Genomic DNA, 25366 nt, shown 5'->3' on the forward strand with positions numbered 1-25366 from the left:
CAGGGCGCGCAACCTGCCGTCGGACAATTGTTATGGAACGACAAGGCGGCGGACGTGTCCGTCCGCGCGGCTGCGCTGTCGTGCCCGCAGGCATCATGCCACGGGGCTTTTTCGCCACCTTGCTAACCAATCGGGGCCGATCAGCAGGAAAGAGGGAAAACAGACGCAACCAGTCTCATTCGAGGAGAAGGCCGGATCAGTCCGGCCCAAGCGCCTATGCCGTGCATATGGCTGAGTTCGCTCTGAAATGCAAGGGCATCATGTTGCAGCGCAACAAAACGCCTCGAAAAAGCGACGCTTGCGCTCGCCTGCGGGCATCATTACCACAAAGCAGCCCGCGCAGGAGATCGAGAATGAAGGACGTGCTGAAGGAACTCGAGCGTCGTCGCGAGATCGCCCGCATGGGCGGGGGTCAGGCCCGAATCGATGCCCAGCACAAGAAGGGCAAGCTGACCGCCCGCGAACGCATCGAGGTGTTTCTCGACGAGGGCTCGTTCGAGGAGTTCGACATGTATGTCGAGCACCGTTCGACCGACTTCGGCATGGAAAAGACCAAGATCGCCGGCGATGGCGTCGTCACCGGCTGGGGAACCGTCAACGGCCGTCCGGTCTATCTCTTCGCCAAGGATTTCACCGTGTTCGGCGGCTCGCTGTCGGAAGCGCATGCCGAGAAAGTCATCAAGGTGCAGGAGATGGCGCTGCGCAACCGCGCGCCGATCATCGGCCTCTACGATGCCGGCGGCGCCCGCATCCAGGAGGGCGTGGCCGCCCTCGGCGGCTATGCCGAGATCTTTCAGCGCAATGTGCTGGCGTCGGGCGTCATTCCGCAGATTTCCGTGATCATGGGACCTTGCGCCGGGGGCGACGTCTATTCGCCGGCCATGACCGACTTCATCTTCATGGTGCGCGATACCTCCTACATGTTCGTCACCGGGCCGGACGTGGTGAAGACCGTAACCAACGAGACGGTGACCGCCGAGAGCCTCGGCGGCGCTTCCGTCCACACGACGAAATCCTCGATCGCCGACGGCGCCTATGACAATGACGTCGAGGCGCTGCTGCAAATGCGCCGGCTGGTCGACCTGCTGCCGGCTTCGAACACATCGGAGATCCCCGAGATCGAATGCTACCAGTCGGTCACCGATCACGATCTGTCGCTCGACCGTCTGATACCCGACAACGCCAACAAGCCTTACGATATCAAGGAGCTGATCCTGAAAGTCGCCGATGAGGGCGATTTCTTCGAGATCCAGCAAAGCTTCGCCAAGAACATCGTCACCGGCTTCGGACGCATCGAAGGCCGCACGGTCGGCTTCGTCGCCAACCAGCCCATGGTGCTGGCCGGCGTGCTCGATTCCGACGCCAGCCGCAAGGCGGCGCGCTTCGTGCGCTTCTGCGACTGCTTTTCGATTCCAATCGTCACCTTCGTCGACGTTCCGGGCTTCCTGCCGGGCACGGCGCAGGAATATGGCGGGCTGATCAAGCACGGCGCCAAACTGCTCTTCGCCTATGCCGAAGCGACCGTGCCGAAGATCACCGTCATCACCAGAAAAGCCTATGGCGGCGCCTATGACGTGATGGCTTCGAAACACCTGCGCGGCGACATGAACTATGCCTGGCCGACGGCGCAGATCGCCGTGATGGGCGCCAGGGGCGCGGTCGAGATCATCTATCGCAAGGACATCGGCGACGCCGAAAAGATCGCAGCCCATACAAAGGCTTACGAAGACCGTTTCCTGTCGCCCTTCGTCGCCGCCGAGCGCGGCTATGTCGACGAGGTGATCATGCCGCATTCGACCCGCCGCCGCATTGCCCGCGCGCTGCGGATGCTGCGCAACAAAGACATGCAGAACCCCTGGAAAAAGCACGACAACATTCCGCTGTGAGCTGAATGTCGCGGCCGGTCAGCGCGCGCCGCGAGCCGCCACCAGTTCACGCAGCACAGGCACCAGCGCCAGCGGCAAGTCCTCAGCGATCAGGCCCGGCCCGAACCGGCTGCCGGCCTCGGCATGGATCCACGCCGCCGCGCATGCCGCCTCGAAGGCCGGCATGCCTTGCGCCAGGAAGCCGGCCACGAGCCCTGAGAGCACGTCGCCCGAACCGGCGGTTGCCAACCATGGCGCGCCATTGGAGTTTATCGCAGCCCTGCCATCGGGAGCAGCGATTACGGTGTCCGCGCCCTTGTAGACGACCACGGCGTTGGCACGGGTGGCGGCCATACGGGCCCTGCTCAGCTTGGACGAAACGGCGCCACCCGCAATGTCAGCAAACAGCCTGGCAAATTCCCCCTCATGCGGCGTCATCACCAGCGGCAGTGCGCCCGTCTGGCGCGCGGCTTCGAACAGGACGTCCGGCGCCTCGCGAAACGAGGTGATCGCGTCGGCGTCGAACACCAGGCCATCGACCCGCGCGGAAATGTTCCGGTGCTGGCCAGCGGCGAGCAGCGTGAGCGCAAAATTCTGCGCTCTTTCACCGACACCGAAGCCAGGCCCCAGCACAAAGGCGGAGGGCCGGCGTTCGCCGATGAAGGCCTCGATGTCGGCGCTGTCATTGGCCTTGCGCAGCATGATCGAGGTCAGATGCGCGGCATTGACCTGCATGGCGTTCGCCGGGGACAGGACAGTGACCGCCCCTGCCCCGCTTCGCGCCGCGGCAAGCGCCGCAAGCCGCGCCGCGCCGGTGGCGCTCGGGCCGCCGGAAAAGACACCGACGTGGCCGCGCTTGTATTTGTGCGTATCGACGCCTGGAATCGGAAAGGCGCTGAGCCAAAGCGCCGGCGAGTTCTCGAAGGCCTGGGGCCGAATCCGCGCAATGAGACCATCGGTGATGCCGATGTCGGCGAGCACGATCTCCCCGCACATCTCGCGCCCGGGCAGCAAAAGATGGCCAGGTTTTTTGCGCGCGAAGGTGACGGTGACCTCAGCCCGAAAAGCATGGCCGAGCACTTGGCCGCTGTCCCCGGAAACGCCTGATGGCAGATCGACCGCGACGACCGGCAAGGCCAGGCTTGCCGCAATGCCAACCGTTCTCACCGCATCACCCGATAGCGGTTTGGACAGCCCTGCGCCGTAAAGGGCGTCGACGACGACAGCGCCGGCCTCGGCCGCGAAATTCGCCAGCGATCGAGGCTTCACCGGACATTCACCGGCGGCGAGCGCGGCATCGCTGCCCGGCTTCGGCGTGCCCGACGCCCAGACCATCGTGTCGACACCAGCGGCTGCCAGGCTGCGTGCCGCGACATAGCCATCGCCGCCATTGTTGCCGGGACCGCAAAGCACATGGACCCGCTTCGCCGCCGGATAGCGCCTGAAAATTTCGGCCGCGACGGCTTCGCCTGCACGGCGCATCAGGCCGATGCCGTCGATTGCGCCGGCGGCAATCGTCAACCGATCCGCCTCGCTCATCTCCCCGGGAGTAAGAAGTTCGTTGCTCATGGATTGCCGATCCGCATTCGATCAAGCATTGTCCAGTTTTCGGCTCGACGCAAACGCAGAGGAGTTGGCGCGGTCCCAGCCAAGCTGAGCAATGCCCACCGAGTAAGCAATAGGCCTAAATATCGGGCAGACATAAACACCGACGCCGCGTAGGTTGCAGCCATCCGTCGCGCGCTGGATGCGGTGAACGATGCGAATTTGCATCTTGGTGCGGCATGGTTCTGGAATCGAATGACACCGCTTGAAATCCCGCCAATTGGCACAATTCGTGCTTGATGGAGGCGCAAGCGGGGGCTCACAACCCGTTTTTTTGGCAGTGGAGGCCACTTTTTACATGAAAAAGATCGAAGCGATCATCAAGCCATTCAAGCTGGACGAAGTGAAGGAAGCGCTTCAGGAGGCCGGGCTGCAAGGCATCACCGTGACCGAGGCCAAGGGTTTTGGACGCCAGAAGGGCCACACCGAGCTCTATCGCGGCGCTGAATATGTCGTCGACTTCCTGCCCAAGGTGAAGATCGAGGTCGTGCTCGGCGACGATGCCGTCGAAGGCGCCATCGAAGCCATCCGCAAGGCGGCCCAGACCGGGCGCATCGGCGACGGCAAGATCTTCGTCTCGAACATCGAGGAAGTCGTGCGCATCCGCACCGGCGAAACCGGCATGGATGCCGTCTGACACCTCGTCCACCTTCCGAAACGTCATTATCAAAAAAACGTCACACAGGGATACACGACATGACGACAGCCAAAGACATCATGAAGCAGATCAAGGACAACGATGTGAAATTCGTTGACCTGCGCTTCACCGACCCGAAAGGCAAGCTGCAGCACGTGACGATGGATGTCATCGAGGTCGAGGAAGACATGTTCGCCGATGGCGTGATGTTCGATGGATCTTCGATCGCCGGCTGGAAGGCGATCAACGAGTCCGACATGGTGCTGATGCCCGATCCTGAAACGGTCCACATGGATCCGTTTTTCGCGCAGTCGACCATGGTCATCCTGTGCGACATCCTCGATCCGGTTTCGGGCGAATCCTACAACCGCGACCCGCGCGGCACTGCCAAGAAGGCGGAGGCCTACATGAAGTCGGAAGGCATCGGCGACACCATCTATGTCGGCCCGGAAGCCGAGTTCTTCGTCTTCGACGACGTCAAGTACAAAGCCGATCCCTACAACACCGGCTTCAGGCTCGATTCCACCGAACTGCCGTCCAATGACGACACCGACTACGAAACCGGCAATCTCGGCCACCGTCCGCGCATCAAAGGTGGTTATTTCCCGGTGCCGCCGATCGATTCGGCGCAAGACATGCGTTCCGAGATGCTGACCGTGCTCGCCGAGATGGGCGTGCGGGTCGAGAAGCATCACCACGAGGTGGCCGCGGCCCAGCACGAACTCGGCATCAAATTCGACACGCTGGTCCGCAACGCCGACAAGATGCTGATCTACAAATATGTCGTGCATCAAGTCGCCAATGCCTATGGCAAGACCGCCACCTTCATGCCGAAGCCGATCTTCGGCGACAACGGCTCGGGCATGCATGTCCACCAGTCGATCTGGAAAGGCGGCAAGCCAACCTTCGCCGGCAACGAGTATGCCGGCCTGTCGGAAAGCTGCCTGTTCTATATCGGCGGCATCATCAAGCACGCCAAGGCCATCAACGCCTTCACCAACCCGCTGACCAACTCCTACAAGCGCCTGGTGCCGGGCTACGAGGCGCCGGTGCTGCTCGCGTATTCGGCGCGCAACCGCTCGGCCTCCTGCCGTATCCCGTTCGGCTCGTCGCCAAAGTCGAAGCGGGTCGAGGTCCGCTTCCCCGATCCGGGCGCGAACCCCTATCTCGCGTTTGCCGCCATGCTGATGGCCGGCCTCGACGGCATCAAGAACAAGATCCATCCCGGCCAGCCGATGGACAAGGATCTCTACGATTTGCCGCCGAAGGAGTTGAAGAAGATCCCGACCGTCTGCGGCTCGCTGCGTGAAGCGCTCCAGAGCCTCGACAAGGACCGCGGCTTCCTGAAGGCCGGCGGCGTCTTCGACGACGACCAGATCGACAGCTACATCGAGTTGAAGATGGCCGAGGTGATGCGCTTCGAAATGACACCGCATCCCGTCGAATACGACATGTATTATTCGGTCTGATTTTTGATCTCCCTGGACCCGGCGCAACCCGGATCCAGCGGCTTCAATTCAGCCTGCAAATGCGGGGCCGGAAGATGAACCTCTTCCGGCCCTTTTGTTTGCACATATCGAGGCTTCCATTCAGCCCAAATCCGCGGACGCCGACGCGTTCGATCGGATGCTGCCCGATCTAGCGGTCACGCCACACGTGTCGATTGCGCTGAGGCACTGGTCGGCTTGAGCCAGCCTAGCTGGGCTGCCAGGCGAGCCGGCACGCGCTTTTTGCAAGGGAAGAGATAAGCCAGGAGCGAGCGGCACACTGCCTCAGGCTGCAATGCCCGCTCGTCCGGCGCCCCCGCCAATGCTGTCGTTCAAGAAACCCCGCCCCGTTCGAACAGCACCGCTTGGCGTATCCCCCAATGCCTGCGAATACGCATGTTGCGCCGCAGCCTGTCAATGTCGCCTGCCGGGCGTCGAGAGGGTCGATTTTGGTGCATGAACAGGGGCTTATGAAAGGATCGCTCGACAGGCATTCTTGTCGGAATGGCCGGATTTCCGGGCTTTTTCGAGGATTTCGAAGCCTGCGGCCCAGCGCCAAGGCATGCTTTCGTCAGCCCAAAGCCGCCTTGTCGGGATGGGTTTGAACCGCCCTTTTCAACCTGACTTTTTTTGGGGGAATTTGCTTTGCCAGGCCCAGGAGCCAGGACGGCGAGGATCGGCGAACGGAACCAGCGGCATGCAATAGTGCCCGCCGTCGTCATACGAAAAAGCCCCGGCAATTCTCGCCGGGGCTCGCGTCATGGTTGTCGGGGATCTTGAGGCCCGACGTGAAATATCAAGCAGCGGCCGAAACCCATGCGCCAGTCGAAACCTGCGAGATCGTCTTCAGGACCTGGGAAGCGATCTGGTAGGGGTCGCCCTGCGAGTTCGGGCGGCGGTCTTCCAGATAACCCTTGTAGTCATTCTTGACGAAGGAATGCGGCACGCGGATCGAGGCGCCGCGGTCGGCGATGCCGTAGCTGAACTTGTTCCAGGGCGCCGTCTCGTGCTTGCCGGTCAGACGCTTGTCGTTGTCCGGGCCGTACACGGCGATATGGTCCATCAGGTTCTTTTCGAACTGCGCCATCAGGGCCTCGAAATAGGCCTTGCCGCCGACCTCGCGCATATATTTGGTCGAGAAGTTGCAATGCATGCCCGAGCCGTTCCAGTCGGTGTCGCCGAGCGGCTTGCAGTGGAACTCGATATCGATGCCGTACTTTTCGGTGAGGCGCTGAAGCAGGTAGCGGGCCATCCACATCTGATCGGCGGCCTTCTTGGAGCCCTTGCCGAAAATCTGGAATTCCCACTGGCCTTTGGCCACTTCGGCGTTGATGCCTTCATGGTTGATGCCGGCGGCGAGGCAGAGGTCGAGATGCTCTTCGACGATCTGGCGGGCGATGCTGCCGACGTTCGAATAGCCGACGCCGGTGTAGTACGGGCCCTGCGGGGCGGGATAACCGCTCTCGGGGAAACCGAGCGGACGGCCGTCCTTGTAGAAGAAGTACTCCTGCTCGAAGCCGAACCAGGCATCCTCGTCGTCGAGAATGGTCGCGCGGCTGTTGGACACGTGCGGCGTGACGCCATCGGGCATCATGACTTCGCACATGACGAGAACGCCGTTGGTGCGGGCCGGATCGGGATAAAGTGCGACCGGCTTCAAGACGCAATCGGAGCTGCGGCCCTCGGCCTGCTGGGTGGACGAGCCATCGAAGCCCCACAGCGGCAACTGGTCGAGCGTCGGGAACTCGGCATAATCCTTGATCTGGGTCTTGCCGCGAAGATTGGGGGCCGGGGTGTATCCGTCGAGCCAGATATACTCGAGCTTGTATTTGGTCATTATAGAGCCTCTCGTTGCTTGTTCACCGAATACCAAACGGCGTCGACATGCATCAGCCGTCGGCAGCCGGCGCTGCCGATCCCTGAAATGCAATTCGTGTGCCACTCCGACTTCGGCAGGTGCGGCAAAATGCAGTGATATCGCGTCGAATTTTGCTAGGCCGCCTCATCACTGGGCTCATATCGGTCAAATGCGGATTTCGCATAAATATTAGGCATTTGCTGTTCTTTTCGTAGGCATATTGCCTAAAAGAATCGCAAGGCCTATCTTGTGGGAAAGCTGAATCGACACGCTCCTGAAATGAAAGGAGACCGCCAATGGAAGCCACCCTAGTCCGTCCTTCGGCAAAGATCCTGATGTTCCCGCTTGCAGGCCGCGTATCTGCCTCAAATTTAGGCGCGAAGGCCAAGTTCGCGGCAGAGCTTGCCTCACTGCGTAACACGCATGCCGATTTCGATGGCTGGTATCACGAGGCCGCTGTCGAGGAAGAAAACCAGCAGCCGAAGAGCTGAACGCATCTTCAGCCTCGATATGAAAACCCGGCGCGATCGCTCGCGCCGGGTTTCTTATGCATGCCAATTCGATCTGTTACTGCTTGGTGTCCAGGTTCGTGCCCAGCGTGTCCTTGATGAAGATCATGCCGATGACGAGCGACATCGCCGCGATTATCACGGGATACCAGAGGCCATAATAGATATCGCCCCTGTAGGCACTGAGCGCGAACACGGTCGCCGGCAGCAACCCGCCGAACCAGCCATTGCCGATATGGTAGGGCAGCGACATGCCGGTGTAGCGGATGCGGGTCGGGAACATCTCGACCAGGATGGCCGCGATCGGACCGTAGACCATGGTCACGAACAGGACGAGGACGAACAGGATAGCGATCGTCATCGGCCAGTTCACGGCCGCAGGGTCGGCGAACATGGCGAAGGCACCGCCGCCGGGTATGTTGTAGACGGTGACCTCAGGCGCACCGGCAGCCTCGTCGGCGGTCAAAAGCTTGTCCTTGATCGCCTGATCGGTAGGAACCGTCGCCTTCTCGCCGGCGCGGATGGCGGCGGCGTCGAGCTTCAGTTCGGGATTGGCAGCGACAAACGCGTCGAGCTTCTGGTCCGGTATCTTGATCGCAGCACGCTTCAGCGGATATCCGCCGTCCTGCAGCGACATGTTGACGGCCTTGACGAAGGCGGCCTCCTTGGCCTTGGCCTGGTCGCCCGCGGCGACAGCATCGTAGGATGCCACCGTCTCATTGCCGATCTTGACCGAAGCAGCCGTACCCGGTGCCGCCGTGGAGACGACGTCATAGGGCACCGAGTTCTTGGTCAGGAACGAGGTCGCGATGTCGCAAGACGTCGTGAACTTCGCGGTACCCACCGGATTGAACTGGAACCTGCAGTCGCCGGGTGCCGCGGTCACCGTCGCGCGGGTGCTCTGCTGTGCCTCGGCAAGGGCCGGATTGGCGGCCCAGGTCAATGCCTTGAACAGCGGGAAGGTGCAGACGATCGCCAGTGCGAGCCCGGCCATGATGATCGGCTTGCGACCGATCTTGTCGGATAGCCAGCCGAACACGACGAAGAAGATGGAGCCCAGCGCAAGCGCGATGGCGATCATGATGTTGACCGACTGGGCGTCCAGCTTCAAAACGTTCTGGAGGAAGAACAGGGCGTAGAACTGGCCGTTATACCAGACCACGGCCTGGCCGGCCGTAAGGCCGAGCAGTGCCAGCAGCGCGATCTTGGCGTTCTTCCACTGGCCGAAGGCTTCCGAGAGCGGTGCCTTGGAACCCTTGCCCTCTTCCTTCATGCGCTGGAAGGTGGGCGATTCGGAAAGCGACAGCCGGATCCAGATGGAAATGCCGAGCAACAGGAACGACACGATGAAAGGAACGCGCCAGCCCCAGGCGGCATAGGTTTCCTTGCTCATCGAGCCCTGGACGATCAGGATGACGATCAGCGACAGGAACAGGCCGAGTGTGGCGGTCGTCTGGATCCACGACGTATAGTAGCCGCGCCGGTCGTCCGGCGCATGCTCGGCGACATAGGTGGCCGCACCGCCATATTCGCCGCCCAGTGCCAAGCCCTGGAGCATGCGCAGGATGATCAGGATCACCGGAGCCGCGATGCCGAGGCTCGCATAGCCAGGCAGCAAGCCCACCAGGAAGGTCGACAGGCCCATGATCGTCATGGTGACGAGGAAGGTATATTTGCGGCCGACAAGGTCGCCGATGCGGCCGAACAGCAAAGCGCCGAACGGACGGACGAGGAAGCCGGCGGCGAAAGCCAGCAGCGCGAAAATATTGCGCGTCGCTTCCGGAATGGTCGGGCTGAAAAAGGTCGACCCGATAAAGGCCGCGAGCGACCCGTAGAGATAAAAATCGTACCATTCGAAAACGGTGCCGAGCGAAGAAGCGAAGATGACTTTCTTCTCCTCTCGCGTCATGCCGCGGCTCTTTCCGCTGGCGGTCGATGCGATAGCCATTGAGATGCTCCTCCCGTGAGACCCTTGTGCTCGATGCAGCGCCCTTGCGTTCGCATTCTCCTCCGAACGCAGACTCGCGGCAGCAATCACGGGAAAAATGACAGAAAGCGCCTGCCAACGGCAGATGACTTTGGGATTATGACTTTGGTATTAGGTGCGGTGCGTTGGCCGGTCAGCCTTCGAGCGCCTCGATGAGACCGACGGCAGCCATCATGTCGCGCTTGCGGGCGGAGCGGCGCGCGACAGCTTCCGCATCCTGTCCCCAATGCTGGATCTGCCAATCCTCGTCGACATGGCCGGCGGTCCAGGCCGCCTCACCGCCGAGTTCGCCGAACTCCACGGCCAACGCCAGCAGCGCCGAACCGGTCAGCGAGGTCATGACGTGGATCGCTGCCAGGCGCAGCGGCTCGGCGCGCTGGGCAAGATGCACACCCAGCACAGCGATGGTTTCGCGCGGTTGCTCGACGTGGATGATGCCCTCGGCAAGGTTGAAGCGAGCGCCAAGTGCTGCCTGCGCCCAATCGAGGACAGGATCCCACAGTTCGTTCTGCCGCTCGACCAAGCCTTGTGGTGCGTCGGCGCGATAACAGAGCAGATCCGACGAGGCAAAGCGCAGTATGTCCTCCAGCACCGCCTGCGGATCGCTGGCGACGCCGTCGAGCGCGGTGTTGACGAGACGCATCACCGGCATCGATAGCGGATCGATGGTCTCGCCCTGGGCGGCGAATTCATCGGCGACTAGCGATGCCGCCTTCTCGGTCGGCAGCGTCAGCAGCGCCTTGCCCGGCGTACGCACCGGCTTGCCGTCGAGATGGACGGCAAAGCCGGCATCGGCGGGCGCGACCGAAACGGTCTTGTAAAAACGCCTCGGCAGCGGCTTCTTCATCTGGATTTGGGCGCGGCGCACCGGATCGGGGTCGGAGAGCAGTTTCCCCGCTTCGAGATCGCTGAGGATATCGCGCATGTCAGCCTCCTTCGGCCGTCTGCTGGCGCGGCGGCCTGTTGACGATCACCAGACCGGCGGCAATGAGACCAAGTGCCAGAAAAATGCGTATGGTCAGCGGCTCGTTCAAGAACAGGGCGCCGCACAGCACGCCGAAGACCGGCGACAGGAACGTGAAACTCGACAGGCTCGAGGCGGGATAACGCCGCAGCAGCCAGAACCACAAAACATAGGTGAAGGCGACGATATAGAGCGCCTGGAAAAGCAGGGCTAACGTCGGCAACAACGCGGGATCGCGCACGGAGGGGCCAGCCAGAGGCAACACCAGGACGCCGACGATCGCAGCGCCGGAGAGTTGATAGAGCAGCAGCTTTTCGGCGCTCGTCTCAACCAGCTTCGAGCGCTTGATGAGGATATTGGTCAAGGCCCAGACGAACCCGGAGCCAAGGCTCAGCAGATCGCCGAACAGCATGTCCCCGCTGCCGCCGAGCTTGTCGGAAAAGACCGCTGCGAGGCCGGCAAAGGCAAGCAGAAGGCCAAGGGATTTGCGCAGGCTGATCGGCTCGCCGAGCAGGAAATGGCCGCCCAGCAGCATCCAAAACGGCATGGTGTTGACCAGCAGCGTGTTGCGGGCGACCGTGGTGTGCTCCAGCCCGACATAGAGGCAGAGGAACTCGATGCCGAAGAGCACGCCCACTGCAACGCCCGCGAGCAATGTCCCGTCTCTCTTGAAAAGCGCAACGCCGCGCCAGCGGCACCAGAGGAAGACGCAGAACCCGCCAATAACCGAGCGTGCGATCGACAGGAAAACCGGATCATAGCCAGCATAGGAGATCTTGGCGGCGACGTAATTCAGGCCCCAGGAGAACGTCAGGCCGACCATTATGGCGGCGGCCGCCATGTCGACCGCATCGCGACGGTCGAGCGCATCGGCAGCGCCGCTCATGTCAATCCTCCGCGCTGGCGTCGTCGAAACCGATCAGGTTCCAGCTCTGGCGCATATGCGGCGGCATAGGCGCGGTGACGTCGATGACGCCCATGTCGGGATGGGGAATGATGATGCGGCGCGCATGCAGATGCAGGCGGTTCTGGATGCCGCCGGGGAAATCCCAGTTGGTGTCGGCCTCGAAATATTTCGGGTCGCCGATGATCGGGCAGCCGATATAGGCGGCATGGACGCGAAGCTGGTGGGTGCGGCCCGTATAAGGCTCCATCTCCAGCCACGTCATGGTCTGCGCCGCCTGCTCGATGATACGATAGTAGGACACGGCGTGGTCGGCGCCTTTTTCTCCATGCGCGGCGACCCGAACACGGTCGCCGTCCTCGGTCGGCTCCTTGATCAGCCAGGTCGAGATCTTGTCCTCGCGCTTGGGCGGCACGCCCTTGACCAGGGCCCAATAGGTCTTCTTGGTTTCGCGGGCGCGAAACGCCTCGGAGAGTTTCATCGCCGCTAGCCGGGTGCGGGCGACGACCAGCACGCCAGACGTGTCGCGATCGAGCCGGTGCACCAGCCGCGGCTTCTCGCCCTTCTGGTTGCGCCAGGCTTCCAACATGTCGTCGACGTTACGGGTGACGCCCGAGCCGCCCTGCACGGCAAGACCAGCCGGCTTGTTGAACACGAAGACCTTCGGATCCTCATGGATCAGCATTTTTGCCAGGACGTCGGCGTCGCCCTGGTTGCGGATCGAGTGGCCGGTCAGCGGGCTTTCGCCCTTCTTGTCCACCTCCAGCGGTGGAACGCGCACCGTCTGGCCAGGCTCGACTCGGGTGTCGGCCTTGGCGCGGCCGCCGTCGACGCGGATCTGACCGGAACGCAGCAGTTTCTGGAGATGACCAAAGCCAAGGCCCGGGAAATGGGTCTTGAACCAGCGATCGAGCCGCATGCCCGCCTCGCCAGCCTCCACCGTGATCTGTTCAACGCCTGCCATATTGTTTTCGCTTATCCGTTTCCTGGCAGGCCCGGGCCTGCTCTCGGCGCGGCAATAGCATTAAGGCAGGCTTCTTGCGAGCCAAAGACCCAAAAACAGTGCAATGATGGCGCCAATCACGCTGGCCAGCGCATATCCAAACGCCGGCAAGGTGGCTCCCCGCTCCCACAAGGTCGCGAAATCGAGCGAAAAGGCGGAAAAGGTCGTGAAGCCGCCTAAGATGCCGGTGGCGACAAACAGCCTGACTTCGTTAGACCCGCCGCGGCGCGCCAGGGTGGCGATGAACAGGCCCATTGCGAACGAACCGACGATGTTGATCGCCATCGTGCCCCAGGGATAGTTGGGGCCGACAAGGCGCAGCGAGCCCATATTGGCCAGATGGCGAATGCCGGCGCCAATCCCGCCGCCGGCCATCACGAGAAGCAGATTGAACATCGCCGTCTACTGTCCCTGACTGTTCATACCTATCCGGCGCGCCGGCTACGTTTGAAAACTTGCCAGCTCAGGTGGTTTCGGCCTTTTTCGGCTTGGTCGAGCCGATCATCTTCCAATTCTTGTAGAACATCGAATTGATTCGCTCGACGCTCACCGAGACGATGGCGAGAAGACCGGCGATAAGCCTGGGGACCGGGGACGGCCTGATAATGTCCATGAATACGCAGTAGCGGCGGCCGTCATACTCGTTGACCGAGCGGTGCAGCAGCGTGTCGTCGAAAATGAACAGCGGATTGTCGTGCCAGTAGTTCTTGACGTTGCCGCACTCGACGAAGATCTCTGACTTCACCGGAATGAGGTTGTAGAGGATGCGCAGGCTGAGCCGCAGCGGTCCGAAGTGCCAGGAAGTCGATTCACGCTTGCTGAAGACGGAGACGGCTATGGTCTTGATGTATTTGAAATCCTTGTTGAATTCGGCGACATTGTCGATCCTGTGCTTGCCATACCATTGGTAGACATACATGCCGCGCCGGCCGGCGCCGAAATTGGCGTCGATGTCGGCGATGATTTCGGCCTTGCGCGCCTTGAAGACATCCAAGACCTCGTTGACTTCGCGCTGATAATCCTCCGGGAACTGCTCCAGCTTCCACACGCCCGGATTTCTGTAGCACAGGAGGTCGACCAGCAGGTTGAACGGCGAAAGCAGCCAGGTGAAGATGCCATTGCCTAGGAAATAGCCGCTGAACAAGGACAGATTCTTGCGGTCGTTGCGCAGCACGTCGATCAGGCCACAAACGATGAAAATCGTCGTGAGGATCGGGATGAAATAGAAGCCAAGGGCAAGGAGGGGGATGGCAATGGCGAATTTGCGAAGGGTTTTGCGAAGGTTTTTTGTCATTTTTCCACGCGCCGAGCGCGATCCTGTTGCGAACGAATAGTGCCAAAATCACGACAACGACCACCGCCCGGCCGTGCGCCTTGATAAGGTCTTTTGGGTTGCCACACAACGGCCACGCATCGTGGCCGGCTGACTGCCTTGTCAAGCTTGCCGGATTGGGGTCAATGCACCGCCGGCAAGCCAAGCTCATCCCATTTTTCCCTGGGCACGGGATCGCCAACGAGGAATTCAAAGCCGACGACGCTTTCGCCGGCCCCAGTCAGCTGGCATCTGAATTTCAGACCATACCATTTTCCGCGACTGCGGAAAGCCGCACCATTTGCGGCGATTGTCGTGCCGGTGATCTTTTCCTGTGCTGTCGCGTAAGGCACCACCCGGTCCGGCTGGAAATCCGCGCGCCATTCGCGGATCTGATCCATGGCCTCGAGATTGCACAGTTGGGCCATGCGCTCATCTGAGGCGAAGGTTTTGAGATCGGCGCGTGCCTGCCGGCTGCGCGGGTCGGCGAGCGTCCTGGCCGACAGCATCTGCGTCGGGCGGATCATGGCTGGCGCCGAAGGTCGAGGCTGAACAGCGGCGGGAGCGGGCGGGGGCGGTTCAGGCGCTTGCGTGGCCGGCACCTCTGGCTCACGCTGCCGAAGCGGCCTTGTCGAGGCCTCGAACTGTCGCGGGGTCAGGATGTCGACCGTCACCCGCTCTTCCACCGGCCCGCTCGGGGCTTTCGGCATTGGTATCGATATAATCGTGGCCGCCAACACCACGTGCAGAAGAACCGACGTGGAGATGCCCCAAGGCGAGGCCTCGTTTCGGACCGCAACCGCTATCGGTCGCCGCAAGCCGGCTATTCCCGCTCTTTGCGCAGCTTTGCCCAGTAGTCGAGCCGTTTCCTGATGTCGCGCTCGAAGCCGCGTTCGGGCGGGTCGTAGAAGGTCTGGCGGCCCATCTTTTCAGGAAAATAGTCCTGGCCGGAAAACGCGTCCGGTTCGTCATGATCGTAGCGGTAGCCGGCCCCGTAATCTTCGTCCTTCATCAACTTGGTCGGCGCGTTGAGTATGTGCTTGGGCGGCAGCAGCGAGCCGTGCTCCTTGGCGGCACGCGTGGCGGCTTTGAAGGCGGTGTAGACGGCGTTGGATTTGGGCGCGGTGGCGAGATAGACGGTGGCCTCGGCGAAGGCGAGTTCGCCCTCGGGCGAACCCAGATAATCGTAGGCGTCCTTGGCCGCGTTGGCGACGACCAGTGCCTGCGGATCGGCCAGCCCGATGTCCTCCATCGCCATGCGCACCAGCCGGCGGCCGAGATAGAGCGGATCCTCGCCGGCGTCGAACATGCGCGCGAGATAGTAGAGCGCGGCGTCGGGATCGGAACCGCGCACGGATTTGTGCAGCGCCGAGATCAAATTGTAATGACCGTCCTGGCCCTTGTCGTAGATCGGCGCGCGGCGCTGGATAATGCGCTGCAAGCCTTCGGGGCCGAACATCTCGCCTGCTTTGGCGGCGCGCCACACTTCTTCCGCCAGCGTTAGCGAGGCCCGGCCATCGCCGTCGCTCATGCGAATGAGCATCGCCCGTGCCTCGTCGTCGAGCGGCAGCGCCCTGCCCTCCGTCTCCTCGGCCCTGGCCAGAAGCTTTGCTATGCTTTCCTCGCCGAGCGAATGGAAGACCAGCACGCGCGCACGCGACAGCAGAGCTGCATTGAGTTCGAAGGACGGATTTTCGGTGGTGGCGCCGACGAGCACGACGGTGCCGTCTTCCATGACCGGCAGGAAACCATCCTGCTGGGCGCGGTTGAAGCGGTGGATCTCGTCGACGAACAGCAGGGTCTGGCGGCCATTGGCGCGGCGCAGCTTGGCCGCCTCGAACACTTTCTTCAGGTCGGCCACGCCGGAGAAAACCGCCGAAATCTGCTCGAAGGCAAGGCTGGTTTCACCCGCGAGCAGACGCGCCACCGTGGTCTTGCCGGTACCAGGCGGCCCCCAGAAAATCATGGAGCCGAGCGAACCGGAATTAATCAGCCGGGTCAGCGCGCCATCGGGGCCGGTCAGATGCTCCTGGCCGACGACCTCGCCAAGGTTTTTCGGGCGCAGCCTGTCTGCCAGCGGCCGGCCTGGCGGCGCCTTTTCCGGTTCATCGACACTGAACAGATCGGCCATGCACTTCTTTTGGGTTTGGAGCGCGATCCCTTCAGCGACCGGGCTCAGTAACGCAACACCTGGCGCAGTATCTGCCCGCCGCGCTCGACGGTAAAGCGCCACCAGCGTGTATCCTGCTGGGAAGCCTGCGCCAGCGTCGCCGCCGTATCGATTGTCGTGCCGTTGACCTCGCGCACGATGTCGCCCGGCTGGAAACCGAAATCGGCGGCCGGCGAATCGCGATTGATGTCGACCACCGTGACGCCCTTGATGTCGGTGCGCAGGCCGAGCTTCTGAGCCAGCCGCGGCGACAATTCCGCAACCTTGGCGCCCGAGAACGGGCTGCGGCCATGCAGCGTCACCTCCGAGGGTTTTGCACCCTCGGGCGCGCGTTCCAGCGCGATGTCCATCGCCGCCTGCTGGCCTTTGGTCAGCACCGCGAAATTGGCCTTGGTACCGATCGACAGCGTCGCCATGCGATAGTCCAGTGCCTCGATGCTCTCGACCGGCTTGCCGTTGATCTGCAGGACGACATCGCCAGGCTTCAATCCGGCCTTGCCGGCCGGTCCGGCCTGGTCCACGGACGAGACCAGCGCGCCGGCCGGCTTTTCCATGCCGAGCGATTCAGCGATTTGCGGCGTCACTGCTTCGAACTCGGCCCCGATGTAAGGCCGCTCGAAGAAATCGAGACCGGCCTTGGCGGCATCGGCGAAAGCGCGCACCATGTTGGCGGGAATGGCAAAGCCGATGCCGATCGAGCCGCCGCTGCGACTGAAGATGGCAGTGTTGATGCCGACCAGTTGGCCGCCCATGTTAATCAGCGCGCCGCCGGAATTGCCGGGATTGATGGCAGCGTCCGTCTGGATGAAATAACCCGAATCCGAAACGCCTATATGGCTGCGGGCAAGTGCGGAAACGATGCCGCTGGTGGTGGTCTGCCCGACACCGAAAGGATTGCCGATGGCCAACACCAGGTCGCCGACGTCGAGCGCATCCGAATCGCCGATGGCGATGACCGGGAATGGCTTGTCGGATTCGATCTTGAGCACGGCAAGATCGAGCGTCTCGTCCTTGAGCATCACCTTGCTGGTGAATTCGCGCCCATCGGCGGTCGCGACCTTCACCTCGTCGGCATCCTTGATGACGTGGAAATTGGTGACGATGACGCCGCTCGGATCGACAAGCACGCCCGAGCCCAGCGAGGACTGCGCGCGCGGCTGCGCGCGACCGAAGAATTCTTCGAAGAACGGATCGCCTTCGAAGGGCGAAACGACCTTGGCCGTTTGCGAGGCATAGACATTGACCACGGCCGGCGCCGTCTGCTTGACCAATGGCGCGAACGACAACTGCACTTCCTCACGGCCGAACGGCACGCGCTTGTCGGGACCTGAGGTGGCGTTTTCACCCTCGACGCCGTGCAGCAGGTCGGTCAGTACGTCGGAGAGACCCGGATCGGCCTTGGGGGCATCCTCGGCCAGAGCCTGCCGGACTGTCGGCATGGTTGCGAACACCATGGAGGCGCAGAGCAGAACCAGGGACAGTCTTTTAGCGCGCATTGCGAATCCTCCGAGCGAGTTCGGGGCATTGTCCCGACGAATGTGCAAAATAAAAGGCTAAGCCGCTGAAATCCGAATATTTTCACGCCGGCAGCCCAGTACGAGCGCGCCTGACACACTTAGACAAGCAAAAGGGGCCCGCGGGCCCCTTTAAATCACTTGGGAAAGACGAAGCCTTACGCGGCCGCGGCTTCCTCGTTGGCGCCTTCGGCTTCGAGGCGAGCGCGGTCGCCGGCACCCTTGGCGTCCGTGTCGCGGTCGACGAACTCGATGACCGCCATCGCGGCATTGTCGCCGTGGCGGAAGCCCGCCTTCATGATGCGCAGATAGCCGCCGTTGCGGGTGGCGTAGCGCGGCGCGATGGTGTCGAACAGGCGCTTGACGACGCCTTCATTGCCGATCTGCGCGATCACCTGGCGGCGGGCGTGCAGGTCGCCGCGCTTGCCGAGCGTCACCAACTTCTCGACGATCGGACGCAGGTCCTTCGCCTTCGGCAAGGTGGTGACGATCTGCTCGTGTTCGAGCAGCGACACGGCGAGGTTGGCGAACATTGACTTGCGGTGGCTTACGCTGCGGGCGAAGCGACGGCCTTTAAAACCGTGGCGCATGGCTCTTTTCCTTCTTCAGTTGTTCAAGAGGCCACGGCCTCTGATGGTTTTCCGCATGACCGTCGGATCGAGCGGCTCACGCCGCCGATCCTTGGAATTCATGCTCAATATTGGTCTTCGTAACGCTTGGCGAGGTCTTCGATGTTTTCCGGCGGCCAGTCCGGCACTTCCATGCCGAGGTGCAGGCCCATCGCCGCCAGGACTTCCTTGATCTCGTTCAGCGACTTGCGGCCGAAGTTCGGGGTGCGCAGCATCTCGGCTTCGGTCTTCTGGATGAGATCGCCGATGTAGACGATGTTGTCGTTCTTCAGGCAGTTGGCCGAACGCACCGAAAGCTCGAGTTCGTCGACCTTCTTGAGCAGCGCCGGGTTGAAGGCGAGCTCGGTGACGGCTTCGGTGGCGACTTCCTTCTGCGGCTCGTCGAAATTGACGAACAGGCCAAGCTGGTCCTGCAGGATACGGGCGGCGAAAGCCACCGCGTCCTCGCCCGAGATCGAACCGTCGGTCTCAATGGTCATGGTCAGCTTGTCGTAGTCGAGAACCTGGCCCTCACGGGTGTTCTCGACCTTGTAGGAGACCTTCTTGACCGGCGAATAGAGGCTGTCGACCGGGATCAGGCCGATCGGCGCATCCTCGGCGCGGTTGCGGTCGGCCGGCACGTAACCCTTGCCGGTGTCGACGGTGAATTCCATACGGATTTCAGCGCCTTCGTCCAGCGTGCAGATGACGTGGTCGGGATTGAGGATCTCGACGTCGCCCACCGTCTGGATGTCGCCGGCGAGAACCGCACCCGGGCCCTGCTTGCGCACGACCATGCGCTTGGGGCCGTCGCCTTCCATGCGGATGGCGATTTCCTTGATGTTGAGGACGATGTCGGTCACGTCCTCGCGCACGCCGGCGATGGACGAGAATTCATGCAGAACGCCGTCGATCTGTACGGCCGTGACTGCCGCCCCGCGCAGCGAAGACAGAAGCACGCGACGCAACGCGTTGCCGAGCGTGAGGCCGAAGCCGCGTTCGAGCGGCTCGGCCACCAGCGTGGTCAGCGTCTTCTTCTTCGACGAGAACTCGATCTTGTTCGGCTTGATCAGTTCCTGCCAATTTTTCTGGATCATGATGCTTTCCTTCCGTTGACCCGCCACCATCCAATCGTGGCGGGCGACCTGGAAAACCGCGGAGGAACGCTTCTGGCGTTCACGCGGCGTTCGGTAATTCCTTAGACGCGGCGCTTCTTGCGCGGGCGGCAGCCATTGTGCGGGATCGGCGTCACATCACGGATCGAGGTGATGGTGAAGCCGGCCGCCTGCAGGGCGCGCAGCGCCGATTCACGGCCCGAGCCCGGTCCGCAGACCTCGACCTCGAGCATGCGCATGCCATGTTCCTGGGCCTTCTTGGCAACATCCTCGGCAGCCATCTGGGCGGCGAAGGGGGTCGACTTGCGCGAACCCTTGAAGCCCTGGGCACCAGCCGACGACCAGGCGATCGAATTGCCCTGCGCATCGGTGATGGTGATCATGGTGTTGTTGAAGGTCGAATTGACGTGGGCAACGCCCGACGAGATGTTCTTGCGTTCGCGACGGCGAACACGAGCGGCTTCCTTGGCCATGGTATTCCTTTCAGTTGATCTCTACACCGCCGTAATGCCAGCGGCTCCACCTAGGAAAGGCAGTAGGGGAGTAAGGCAGTAAGGGAATAGGGAAACAATCCCTACTGCCTTACTGCCCTATTCCCTTACTCCCCTAAATTACTTCTTCTTGCCGGCGATCGACTTGGCCGGGCCCTTGCGGGTGCGGGCATTCGTGTGCGTACGCTGGCCGCGAACCGGCAGCGAGCGACGGTGACGCAGGCCGCGGTAGCAGCCAAGGTCCATGAGCCGCTTGATGTTCATCGACACTTCGCGGCGCAGGTCGCCCTCGACCTGATAGTCGCGGTCGATCGTCTCGCGGATCTGCAGCACTTCCGCGTCGGTCAGCTGGTTGACGCGGCGCTCGGCCGGGATGCCGACCTTGTCGACGATTTCCTGGGCGAACTTCTTGCCGATGCCGTGAATGTACTGAAGCGCGATGACAACGCGCTTGTTGGTCGGAATGTTGACGCCGGCTATACGAGCCATGTTCTTCTCATCTCCATATGGGCCGGACAAGCCGGCGCTGTCTGCGTTGCCCCGCGTCCGGTGGAGGCCGGCCCTTGCGGGAGTTTCCTGGTCAAAAACGGCTGCCCTGCCCTTGCGGGCAAGCAAACTCCATGCCTGACAGGAAGACGGGCCGCCATACCCCAGCGGACCGCTTCAGTCAAGCACAATCTCTATTTGGCCGCGGCGGCCTCTTTCACCGTCGCCGCGAGCACGGCTTCGATCTCCGACGTCACGGCATCGATACCAGCCATGCCGTCCACGCTCTTCAGCCGGCGCTTGGCATAATAATAGCCGATCAGCGGAGCGGTCTTCTTGTAATATTCCCGCAGGCGCTCCTCGAACACCGCCGGATTGTCGTCCTTGCGCACCGGCTGACCGGCTGCCTTGGCCTCATCGGCTCGCTTGACGATACGGCCGACCAGCGCCTTGTCGTCGACGACAAGCTCGATGACGGTGTCGAGCCCGATGCCACGTTCGTCAAGCATCGATTCAACCGCATCAGCCTGCACCAGTGTACGTGGGTAGCCGTCGAGGATGAAACCATTGGCGCAATCGGGCTGGTCGATGCGCTCGGCCACGATGGCGTTGACGATGGCATCCGAGACCAGCTCGCCGGCATCCATGACCGCCTTGGCGCGCTTGCCGACTTCGGTACCGGCCTGAACCGCGGCGCGCAGCATGTCGCCCGTGGAAAGCTGGGGTATGCCGTGTCTCTCTACCAGTCTTTGTGCTTGTGTCCCCTTGCCCGCTCCTGGCGGCCCAAGCAAAATCAACCTCATCTGGCTTTCTTCCCCCCGCGCAGCTTCGACTTCTTGATCAGGCCTTCATACTGGTGCGCGATCAGGTGGCCCTGAATCTGCGCAACCGTGTCGAGCGTGACACTGACCACGATCAGAAGCGATGTGCCACCGAGGTAGAATGGTACGCCAGTCGCCGAGATCAGGAACTCCGGCAGCAGACAGACCAGCACCAGATAGATGGCGCCGACGACAGTGATGCGGGTAAGAACGTAGTCGATATAGTCGGCGGTGCGCTCGCCCGGACGGTAGCCGGGGATAAAGCCGGAGTGCTTCTTGAGCTGGTCGGCGGTGTCCTTCGGGTTGAAGACGATCGCGGTGTAGAAGAAGGCGAAAAACACGATCATCGCGGCGTAGAACAACATATAGAGCGGCTGGCCATGGCCGAGCGAGGCGAGGACGGTGCTGGCCCAAGCCGGCATGTTCGTGGTCTGCGAGAAGCCGGCGACGGTCGCCGGCAGCAAGAGCAGCGACGAGGCGAAGATCGGCGGGATCACGCCCGACGTGTTGAGCTTGAGCGGCAGGTGCGAGGTGTCGCCCTGGAACATGCGGTTGCCGACCTGGCGCTTCGGATACTGGATCAGCAGACGCCGCTGGGCACGCTCGAAGAAGACGATGAGCGCGATGACGACGATGGCCAGCACGATGATCGCCAGGATCAGGCCGGTCGACAGCGCTCCGGTGCGACCGAGCTCCAGCGTGCCGGAGATGGCATGCGGCAGGCCTGCGACGATGCCGGAGAAGATGATCAGCGAAATGCCGTTGCCGATGCCGCGCGCGGTGATCTGCTCGCCGAGCCACATCAGGAACATGGTGCCGCCGACCAGCGTGACGACGGTCGAGATGCGGAAGAACATGCCGGGATCGCTGACGATGCCGTTGCCGCCTTCAAGCCCGACCGAAATACCATAGGCCTGCACCAGCGCCAGGAGCACCGTGCCGTAGCGCGTGTACTGGTTGATGACCTTGCGGCCCTGCTCGCCTTCCTTCTTCAGCGCTTCCAGCGACGGGATGACGGAGGTCATCAGCTGCATGATGATGGAGGCGGAAATGTAAGGCATGATGCCGAGCGCGAAGATCGCCATGCGTTGCACGGCGCCGCCTGCGAACATGTTGAACATGCCCAGCACGCCCTTGCTCTGCGAAGAGAAGGCTTGGGCGAAGGCGTCGGGATTGATGCCGGGAAGCGGGATGTAGGTGCCGAGGCGGTAGACGAGCAGCGCGCCGACGGTGAACCAGATTCGTTTCTTCAGGTCCTCCGCTTTGGCGAAGGCCGAGAAATTCAGATTCGAGGCTAGTTGTTCAGCAGCCGAAGCCATGCCCGATTCTCCGCTTGGTCACGCTTGATGGCCCTAAGGTCAGGCGGCGCGTGTCACCGAAGCTCACGAGATAAGCTCCGGACTGTAAACATGCAAGCGGCCGCGTTGACGCGGCCGCCATATTGAACAGGTCGAAGCGCGATCGAAAGCAAAACCGGATCCGGCCTTGCCGACCGCGCTTCAAATTGCTGTTACTCGGCGGCCGCCTCTTGCGGCAGCTTGACCGAGCCGCCGGCCTTTTCGATCTTCTCGATCGCGGCCTTGGAAGCGCCGGCGACGTCAAAGGCGAGCTTTGCCTTGAGATCGCCGTCCGACAGCACACGCACGCCGTCCTTCACGCGACGGATGACGCCGGCGGCGACCAGCGCCTCGGCCGTCACGGTCGCCTTCGCGTCGAGCTTCTTGGCGTCCACAGCGGCCTGGATACGGGCCAGCGAGACGACGGTGAAGCTCTTGGCGAAGATGTTGTTGAAGCCACGCTTCGGCAGGCGCCGATAGAGCGGCATCTGGCCACCCTCGAAACCGTTGACGGCAACGCCGGAGCGCGCCTTCTGGCCCTTGACGCCGCGACCGGCGGTCTTGCCGGAACCGGAGCCGATGCCGCGGCCGAGACGCTTCTTCGAATGCGTCGCGCCGTCCTTGTCACGCAGATCGTTGAGTTTCATCTTGCTTCTCCTGCGCCTGTGCTCAGCCCTCGTCCACGACGCGGACGAGATGCTGGACGGCAGCGATCATGCCGCGCACGGAAGGCGTATCTTCCAGCGTGCGCTGCTTGTGCATCTTGTTGAGGCCGAGGCCGACCAGCGTCGCGCGCTGCTCCTTCGGGCGGCGGATCGGCGAACCGATCTGCTCAACGGTGATGGTCTTGGTTGCTTTCTTGGCCATGGTCAAAATCCCTGGTCAGATCGACTATTCTTCAGCCGCGACGGCGGTGCCGCGGCGGGCCTGAAGGGTCGAATACTTGATGCCGCGCGCGGCAGCCACATCCTTGGGATGCATCTGGCTCTTCAGCGCGTCGAAGGTGGCGCGAACCATGTTGTAGGGGTTCGACGAACCCATCGACTTGGCGACCACATCATGCATGCCGAGCGTCTCGAAGACGGCGCGCATCGGGCCGCCGGCGATGATGCCGGTACCCTGCTTGGCGGCGCGCAGCAGAACGCGGCCGGCGCCCCAGCGTCCCTCGACGTCGTGGTGCAGCGTACGGCCCGAGCGCAGCGGCACGAAGATCATGTCGCGCTTGGCCGATTCGGTCGCCTTACGGATGGCTTCCGGCACTTCGCGCGCCTTGCCGTGACCGAAGCCGACACGGCCCTTCTGGTCGCCGACGACGACGAGTGCTGCAAAGCCGAAGCGGCGGCCGCCCTTGACGACCTTGGCGACACGGTTGATGTGGACGAGCTTGTCCACCATGCCGTCATCGCGCTCTTCACGATCGCGGCCGCGGCCGCCATCCCTACGTTCCTGTGCCATATCCTGTTCCTTGTTCTTTTCCGGAAGCACGGGTTGCTGAATGCCGACGCCTCATTGCGGGTCGCCGACGGTGAAAATCATCATTCCCTTGCATGATCCTTTCCGAAAAGTCTGCAACTTTCTGCCGACCTTCGGTCCGGATCAGGCTTAGAAGCTCAAGCCGCCTTCGCGAGCCGCCGCGGCCAGCGCCTTGACGCGGCCGTGATAGATGTACGGGCCGCGGTCGAAGACGACTTCCTTGACGCCCGCCTTGGCGGCGCGCTCGGCGATCAGCTTGCCGATCGCGGCAGCGGCAGCGGTATCGGCACCGGTCTTGAGCGAACCCTTGAGGTCCTTCTCAAGTGTCGAAGCCGCAGCGATGGTGTGGCCCTTGGCGTCGTCGATGACCTGGACGTAGATGTTCTTCGACGTGCGGTGAACCGACAGGCGCGGACGCTCGCCGGCGACCTTCTTGATCTGGCGGCGGACGCGCTGCGCGCGGCGCTGAGTTGCTTCCTTGGTACCCATGATGGTCTTCCTTGCCTTCAGAAAACGGGGGCCGCCCTGTGCGGCAGGCGAAAGCGCCTCCCGCGACCGCTCCCCGCGGCGTTACACTTCCTGGCTTGGCCCCCTTCCGAAAGTCTGCACCTTCCCGGGGCCAAACCCACTACTTCTTCTTGCCTTCCTTGCGGACGATCTTCTCGCCTGCGTAGCGGACGCCCTTGCCCTTGTAGGGCTCGGGACCACGGTATTCGCGGATCTCCGCGGCCACCTGGCCAACCTGCTGCTTGTCGATGCCGGCCACGGTGATTTCGGTCGGCTTCGGCACGGTGATGGTGATGCCTTGCGGCGTCTCGTAAACGACGTCGTGGCTGAAGCCGAGCGCCAGCTGCAGGTTCTTGCCCTGCAAGGCGGCGCGATAGCCGACGCCGGTGATTTCGAGCTTCTTCTCGAAGCCGTCCTTGACACCCTGCAGGATGTTGACGATCTGCGTGCGCGACATGCCCCACTTGGAGCGGGCGGTCTTGGACTGGTCGCGCGGCTCGACAGCGATCTCGCTGCCTTCCATCTTGACCAGCACTTCGTCGTTGACCACGAACTTCAGCTCGCCCTTGGGGCCCTTCGCCGTCACGGTCTGGCCGTTGACGGTCGCGGTCACGCCCTGCGGCAGCGAAACGGGTTTCTTTCCAATACGAGACATTTTGTTGTCCTCGTCACTTCTCTTGTTTCAGGTCTCTGTCTTCGGAACGATCCGAAGA

The 25366-nt window shown here is 62.3% G+C and carries 26 protein-coding genes; 4 read left to right on the top strand and 22 right to left on the bottom strand.

Translation table 11 applies throughout. The annotated features are described in order from the left end of the window. The first annotated feature begins 353 nt into the window (after positions 1-353). The gene (locus FJ964_RS01700) at positions 354-1886 is read left to right on the top strand and encodes an acyl-CoA carboxylase subunit beta (RefSeq protein ID WP_140515440.1); all 1533 of its coding nucleotides are present in this window, start codon (positions 354-356) and stop codon (positions 1884-1886) included. Positions 1887-1904: 18 nt separating this feature from the next. Here FJ964_RS01700 and FJ964_RS01705 read toward each other — a convergent pair whose 3' ends face one another. Further along, complete coding sequence (locus FJ964_RS01705) at positions 1905-3434, bottom strand: NAD(P)H-hydrate dehydratase (protein ID WP_140548629.1); 1530 nt, start codon at positions 3432-3434, stop codon at positions 1905-1907. Positions 3435-3768: 334 nt separating this feature from the next. Between FJ964_RS01705 and FJ964_RS01710 the strand changes: the two genes are divergently transcribed. Both FJ964_RS01710 and glnA read left to right on the top strand, forming a co-directional pair. Beyond that, entirely contained in the window at positions 3769-4107 is a 339-nt protein-coding gene (locus FJ964_RS01710; RefSeq protein WP_006205430.1) for a P-II family nitrogen regulator, read from the top strand. 59 nt (positions 4108-4166) lie between these two features. Further along, on the top strand, positions 4167-5576 hold the full coding sequence (glnA, locus tag FJ964_RS01715) for a type I glutamate--ammonia ligase (protein WP_140515442.1): 1410 nt from the start codon (positions 4167-4169) through the stop codon (positions 5574-5576). 814 nt (positions 5577-6390) lie between these two features. On the opposite strand, the gene FJ964_RS01720 is transcribed toward glnA, so the two are convergent. Continuing rightward, the gene (locus tag FJ964_RS01720) at positions 6391-7431 is read right to left on the bottom strand and encodes a glutamine synthetase beta-grasp domain-containing protein (RefSeq protein ID WP_140548631.1); all 1041 of its coding nucleotides are present in this window, start codon (positions 7429-7431) and stop codon (positions 6391-6393) included. 317 nt (positions 7432-7748) lie between these two features. On the opposite strand from FJ964_RS01720, the gene FJ964_RS01725 reads away from it, so the two are divergent. Next, complete coding sequence (locus FJ964_RS01725) at positions 7749-7943, top strand: DUF2735 domain-containing protein (protein ID WP_140548633.1); 195 nt, start codon at positions 7749-7751, stop codon at positions 7941-7943. A 76-nt stretch (positions 7944-8019) separates the two neighbouring features. On the opposite strand, the gene FJ964_RS01730 is transcribed toward FJ964_RS01725, so the two are convergent. From FJ964_RS01730 to rplF, 20 genes are all read right to left on the bottom strand, one after another. Next, complete coding sequence (locus tag FJ964_RS01730) at positions 8020-9909, bottom strand: MFS transporter (protein ID WP_140548635.1); 1890 nt, start codon at positions 9907-9909, stop codon at positions 8020-8022. Positions 9910-10081: 172 nt separating this feature from the next. Next, a complete protein-coding gene (locus FJ964_RS01735; RefSeq protein ID WP_140548637.1) occupies positions 10082-10873 on the bottom strand; it encodes an ATP12 family chaperone protein in 792 nt (263 codons plus the stop codon). Between the two features lies 1 nt (position 10874). Further along, the gene (locus FJ964_RS01740) at positions 10875-11798 is read right to left on the bottom strand and encodes a DMT family transporter (protein ID WP_140548639.1); all 924 of its coding nucleotides are present in this window, start codon (positions 11796-11798) and stop codon (positions 10875-10877) included. A gap of 1 nt (position 11799) precedes the next feature. Continuing rightward, the gene (locus FJ964_RS01745) at positions 11800-12780 is read right to left on the bottom strand and encodes an RluA family pseudouridine synthase (RefSeq protein WP_140548641.1); all 981 of its coding nucleotides are present in this window, start codon (positions 12778-12780) and stop codon (positions 11800-11802) included. 60 nt (positions 12781-12840) lie between these two features. Further along, positions 12841-13215 (bottom strand): fluoride efflux transporter CrcB, encoded by a 375-nt coding sequence (crcB, locus tag FJ964_RS01750; protein WP_140548643.1) that lies wholly within the window; start codon positions 13213-13215, stop codon positions 12841-12843. 67 nt (positions 13216-13282) lie between these two features. Next, entirely contained in the window at positions 13283-14113 is an 831-nt protein-coding gene (locus tag FJ964_RS01755; protein WP_140548645.1) for an aspartyl/asparaginyl beta-hydroxylase domain-containing protein, read from the bottom strand. 161 nt (positions 14114-14274) lie between these two features. Next, a complete protein-coding gene (locus tag FJ964_RS01760; RefSeq protein ID WP_140548647.1) occupies positions 14275-14658 on the bottom strand; it encodes a DUF930 domain-containing protein in 384 nt (127 codons plus the stop codon). Positions 14659-14954: 296 nt separating this feature from the next. Continuing rightward, positions 14955-16262, bottom strand: coding sequence for a replication-associated recombination protein A (locus FJ964_RS01765; protein ID WP_140548649.1), 1308 nt, complete (start codon positions 16260-16262; stop codon positions 14955-14957). A 44-nt stretch (positions 16263-16306) separates the two neighbouring features. Then, the gene (locus tag FJ964_RS01770; RefSeq protein ID WP_140548651.1) at positions 16307-17797 is read right to left on the bottom strand and encodes a DegQ family serine endoprotease; all 1491 of its coding nucleotides are present in this window, start codon (positions 17795-17797) and stop codon (positions 16307-16309) included. A 176-nt stretch (positions 17798-17973) separates the two neighbouring features. After that, the gene (rplQ, locus tag FJ964_RS01775; protein WP_140548653.1) at positions 17974-18405 is read right to left on the bottom strand and encodes a 50S ribosomal protein L17; all 432 of its coding nucleotides are present in this window, start codon (positions 18403-18405) and stop codon (positions 17974-17976) included. Between the two features lie 104 nt (positions 18406-18509). After that, complete coding sequence (locus FJ964_RS01780) at positions 18510-19520, bottom strand: DNA-directed RNA polymerase subunit alpha (RefSeq protein ID WP_023682599.1); 1011 nt, start codon at positions 19518-19520, stop codon at positions 18510-18512. Between the two features lie 101 nt (positions 19521-19621). Next, on the bottom strand, positions 19622-20011 hold the full coding sequence (gene rpsK / locus FJ964_RS01785; protein ID WP_006205444.1) for a 30S ribosomal protein S11: 390 nt from the start codon (positions 20009-20011) through the stop codon (positions 19622-19624). Positions 20012-20149: 138 nt separating this feature from the next. Next, a complete protein-coding gene (rpsM, locus tag FJ964_RS01790; RefSeq protein ID WP_006205445.1) occupies positions 20150-20518 on the bottom strand; it encodes a 30S ribosomal protein S13 in 369 nt (122 codons plus the stop codon). 191 nt (positions 20519-20709) lie between these two features. Beyond that, positions 20710-21318: an adenylate kinase gene (locus tag FJ964_RS01795; protein WP_140548655.1), complete on the bottom strand. Its 609-nt coding sequence runs from the start codon at positions 21316-21318 to the stop codon at positions 20710-20712. Next, on the bottom strand, positions 21315-22655 hold the full coding sequence (secY, locus tag FJ964_RS01800) for a preprotein translocase subunit SecY (protein ID WP_140548657.1): 1341 nt from the start codon (positions 22653-22655) through the stop codon (positions 21315-21317). Before secY ends, FJ964_RS01795 begins: the two co-directional genes overlap by 4 nt. A gap of 191 nt (positions 22656-22846) precedes the next feature. Further along, a complete protein-coding gene (gene rplO / locus FJ964_RS01805; RefSeq protein ID WP_140501273.1) occupies positions 22847-23320 on the bottom strand; it encodes a 50S ribosomal protein L15 in 474 nt (157 codons plus the stop codon). Between the two features lie 22 nt (positions 23321-23342). Then, complete coding sequence (gene rpmD / locus FJ964_RS01810) at positions 23343-23540, bottom strand: 50S ribosomal protein L30 (protein ID WP_006205449.1); 198 nt, start codon at positions 23538-23540, stop codon at positions 23343-23345. Between the two features lie 24 nt (positions 23541-23564). Beyond that, positions 23565-24128, bottom strand: coding sequence for a 30S ribosomal protein S5 (gene rpsE, locus FJ964_RS01815; RefSeq protein ID WP_006333394.1), 564 nt, complete (start codon positions 24126-24128; stop codon positions 23565-23567). 147 nt (positions 24129-24275) lie between these two features. Further along, positions 24276-24635: a 50S ribosomal protein L18 gene (gene rplR, locus FJ964_RS01820; RefSeq protein ID WP_140548659.1), complete on the bottom strand. Its 360-nt coding sequence runs from the start codon at positions 24633-24635 to the stop codon at positions 24276-24278. A 139-nt stretch (positions 24636-24774) separates the two neighbouring features. Further along, entirely contained in the window at positions 24775-25308 is a 534-nt protein-coding gene (gene rplF / locus FJ964_RS01825; RefSeq protein ID WP_140501269.1) for a 50S ribosomal protein L6, read from the bottom strand. Positions 25309-25366 lie beyond the last annotated feature (58 nt).

This window comes from Mesorhizobium sp. B2-3-2 (assembly GCF_006442295.1).
Lineage (GTDB): Bacteria > Pseudomonadota > Alphaproteobacteria > Rhizobiales > Rhizobiaceae > Mesorhizobium.

Bases quoted from the DNA above. Each gene is read 5' to 3' on its own strand.
- FJ964_RS01745 (WP_140548641.1), bottom strand. From the start codon at position 12,780: ATGGCAGGCGTTGAACAGATCACGGTGGAGGCTGGCGAGGCGGGCATG.
- FJ964_RS01780 (WP_023682599.1), bottom strand. From the start codon at position 19,520: ATGATCCAGAAAAATTGGCAGGAACTGATCAAGCCGAACAAGATCGAG.
- FJ964_RS01740 (WP_140548639.1), bottom strand. From the start codon at position 11,798: ATGAGCGGCGCTGCCGATGCGCTCGACCGTCGCGATGCGGTCGACATG.
- rplR (WP_140548659.1), bottom strand. From the start codon at position 24,635: ATGGGTACCAAGGAAGCAACTCAGCGCCGCGCGCAGCGCGTCCGCCGC.
- FJ964_RS01730 (WP_140548635.1), bottom strand. From the start codon at position 9,909: ATGGCTATCGCATCGACCGCCAGCGGAAAGAGCCGCGGCATGACGCGA.
- FJ964_RS01705 (WP_140548629.1), bottom strand. From the start codon at position 3,434: ATGAGCAACGAACTTCTTACTCCCGGGGAGATGAGCGAGGCGGATCGG.
- FJ964_RS01795 (WP_140548655.1), bottom strand. From the start codon at position 21,318: ATGAGGTTGATTTTGCTTGGGCCGCCAGGAGCGGGCAAGGGGACACAA.
- FJ964_RS01700 (WP_140515440.1), top strand. From the start codon at position 354: ATGAAGGACGTGCTGAAGGAACTCGAGCGTCGTCGCGAGATCGCCCGC.
- FJ964_RS01770 (WP_140548651.1), bottom strand. From the start codon at position 17,797: ATGCGCGCTAAAAGACTGTCCCTGGTTCTGCTCTGCGCCTCCATGGTG.
- FJ964_RS01765 (WP_140548649.1), bottom strand. From the start codon at position 16,262: ATGGCCGATCTGTTCAGTGTCGATGAACCGGAAAAGGCGCCGCCAGGC.
- rplF (WP_140501269.1), bottom strand. From the start codon at position 25,308: ATGTCTCGTATTGGAAAGAAACCCGTTTCGCTGCCGCAGGGCGTGACC.
- FJ964_RS01755 (WP_140548645.1), bottom strand. From the start codon at position 14,113: ATGACAAAAAACCTTCGCAAAACCCTTCGCAAATTCGCCATTGCCATC.
- FJ964_RS01720 (WP_140548631.1), bottom strand. From the start codon at position 7,431: ATGACCAAATACAAGCTCGAGTATATCTGGCTCGACGGATACACCCCG.
- FJ964_RS01710 (WP_006205430.1), top strand. From the start codon at position 3,769: ATGAAAAAGATCGAAGCGATCATCAAGCCATTCAAGCTGGACGAAGTG.
- secY (WP_140548657.1), bottom strand. From the start codon at position 22,655: ATGGCTTCGGCTGCTGAACAACTAGCCTCGAATCTGAATTTCTCGGCC.
- FJ964_RS01735 (WP_140548637.1), bottom strand. From the start codon at position 10,873: ATGCGCGATATCCTCAGCGATCTCGAAGCGGGGAAACTGCTCTCCGAC.
- glnA (WP_140515442.1), top strand. From the start codon at position 4,167: ATGACGACAGCCAAAGACATCATGAAGCAGATCAAGGACAACGATGTG.
- rpsE (WP_006333394.1), bottom strand. From the start codon at position 24,128: ATGGCACAGGAACGTAGGGATGGCGGCCGCGGCCGCGATCGTGAAGAG.
- rpmD (WP_006205449.1), bottom strand. From the start codon at position 23,540: ATGGCCAAGAAAGCAACCAAGACCATCACCGTTGAGCAGATCGGTTCG.
- FJ964_RS01760 (WP_140548647.1), bottom strand. From the start codon at position 14,658: ATGATCCGCCCGACGCAGATGCTGTCGGCCAGGACGCTCGCCGACCCG.
- rpsM (WP_006205445.1), bottom strand. From the start codon at position 20,518: ATGGCTCGTATAGCCGGCGTCAACATTCCGACCAACAAGCGCGTTGTC.
- rplO (WP_140501273.1), bottom strand. From the start codon at position 23,320: ATGAAACTCAACGATCTGCGTGACAAGGACGGCGCGACGCATTCGAAG.
- rplQ (WP_140548653.1), bottom strand. From the start codon at position 18,405: ATGCGCCACGGTTTTAAAGGCCGTCGCTTCGCCCGCAGCGTAAGCCAC.
- crcB (WP_140548643.1), bottom strand. From the start codon at position 13,215: ATGTTCAATCTGCTTCTCGTGATGGCCGGCGGCGGGATTGGCGCCGGC.
- FJ964_RS01725 (WP_140548633.1), top strand. From the start codon at position 7,749: ATGGAAGCCACCCTAGTCCGTCCTTCGGCAAAGATCCTGATGTTCCCG.
- rpsK (WP_006205444.1), bottom strand. From the start codon at position 20,011: ATGGCCAAGGAAGCCGCTCGTGTTCGCCGTCGCGAACGCAAGAACATC.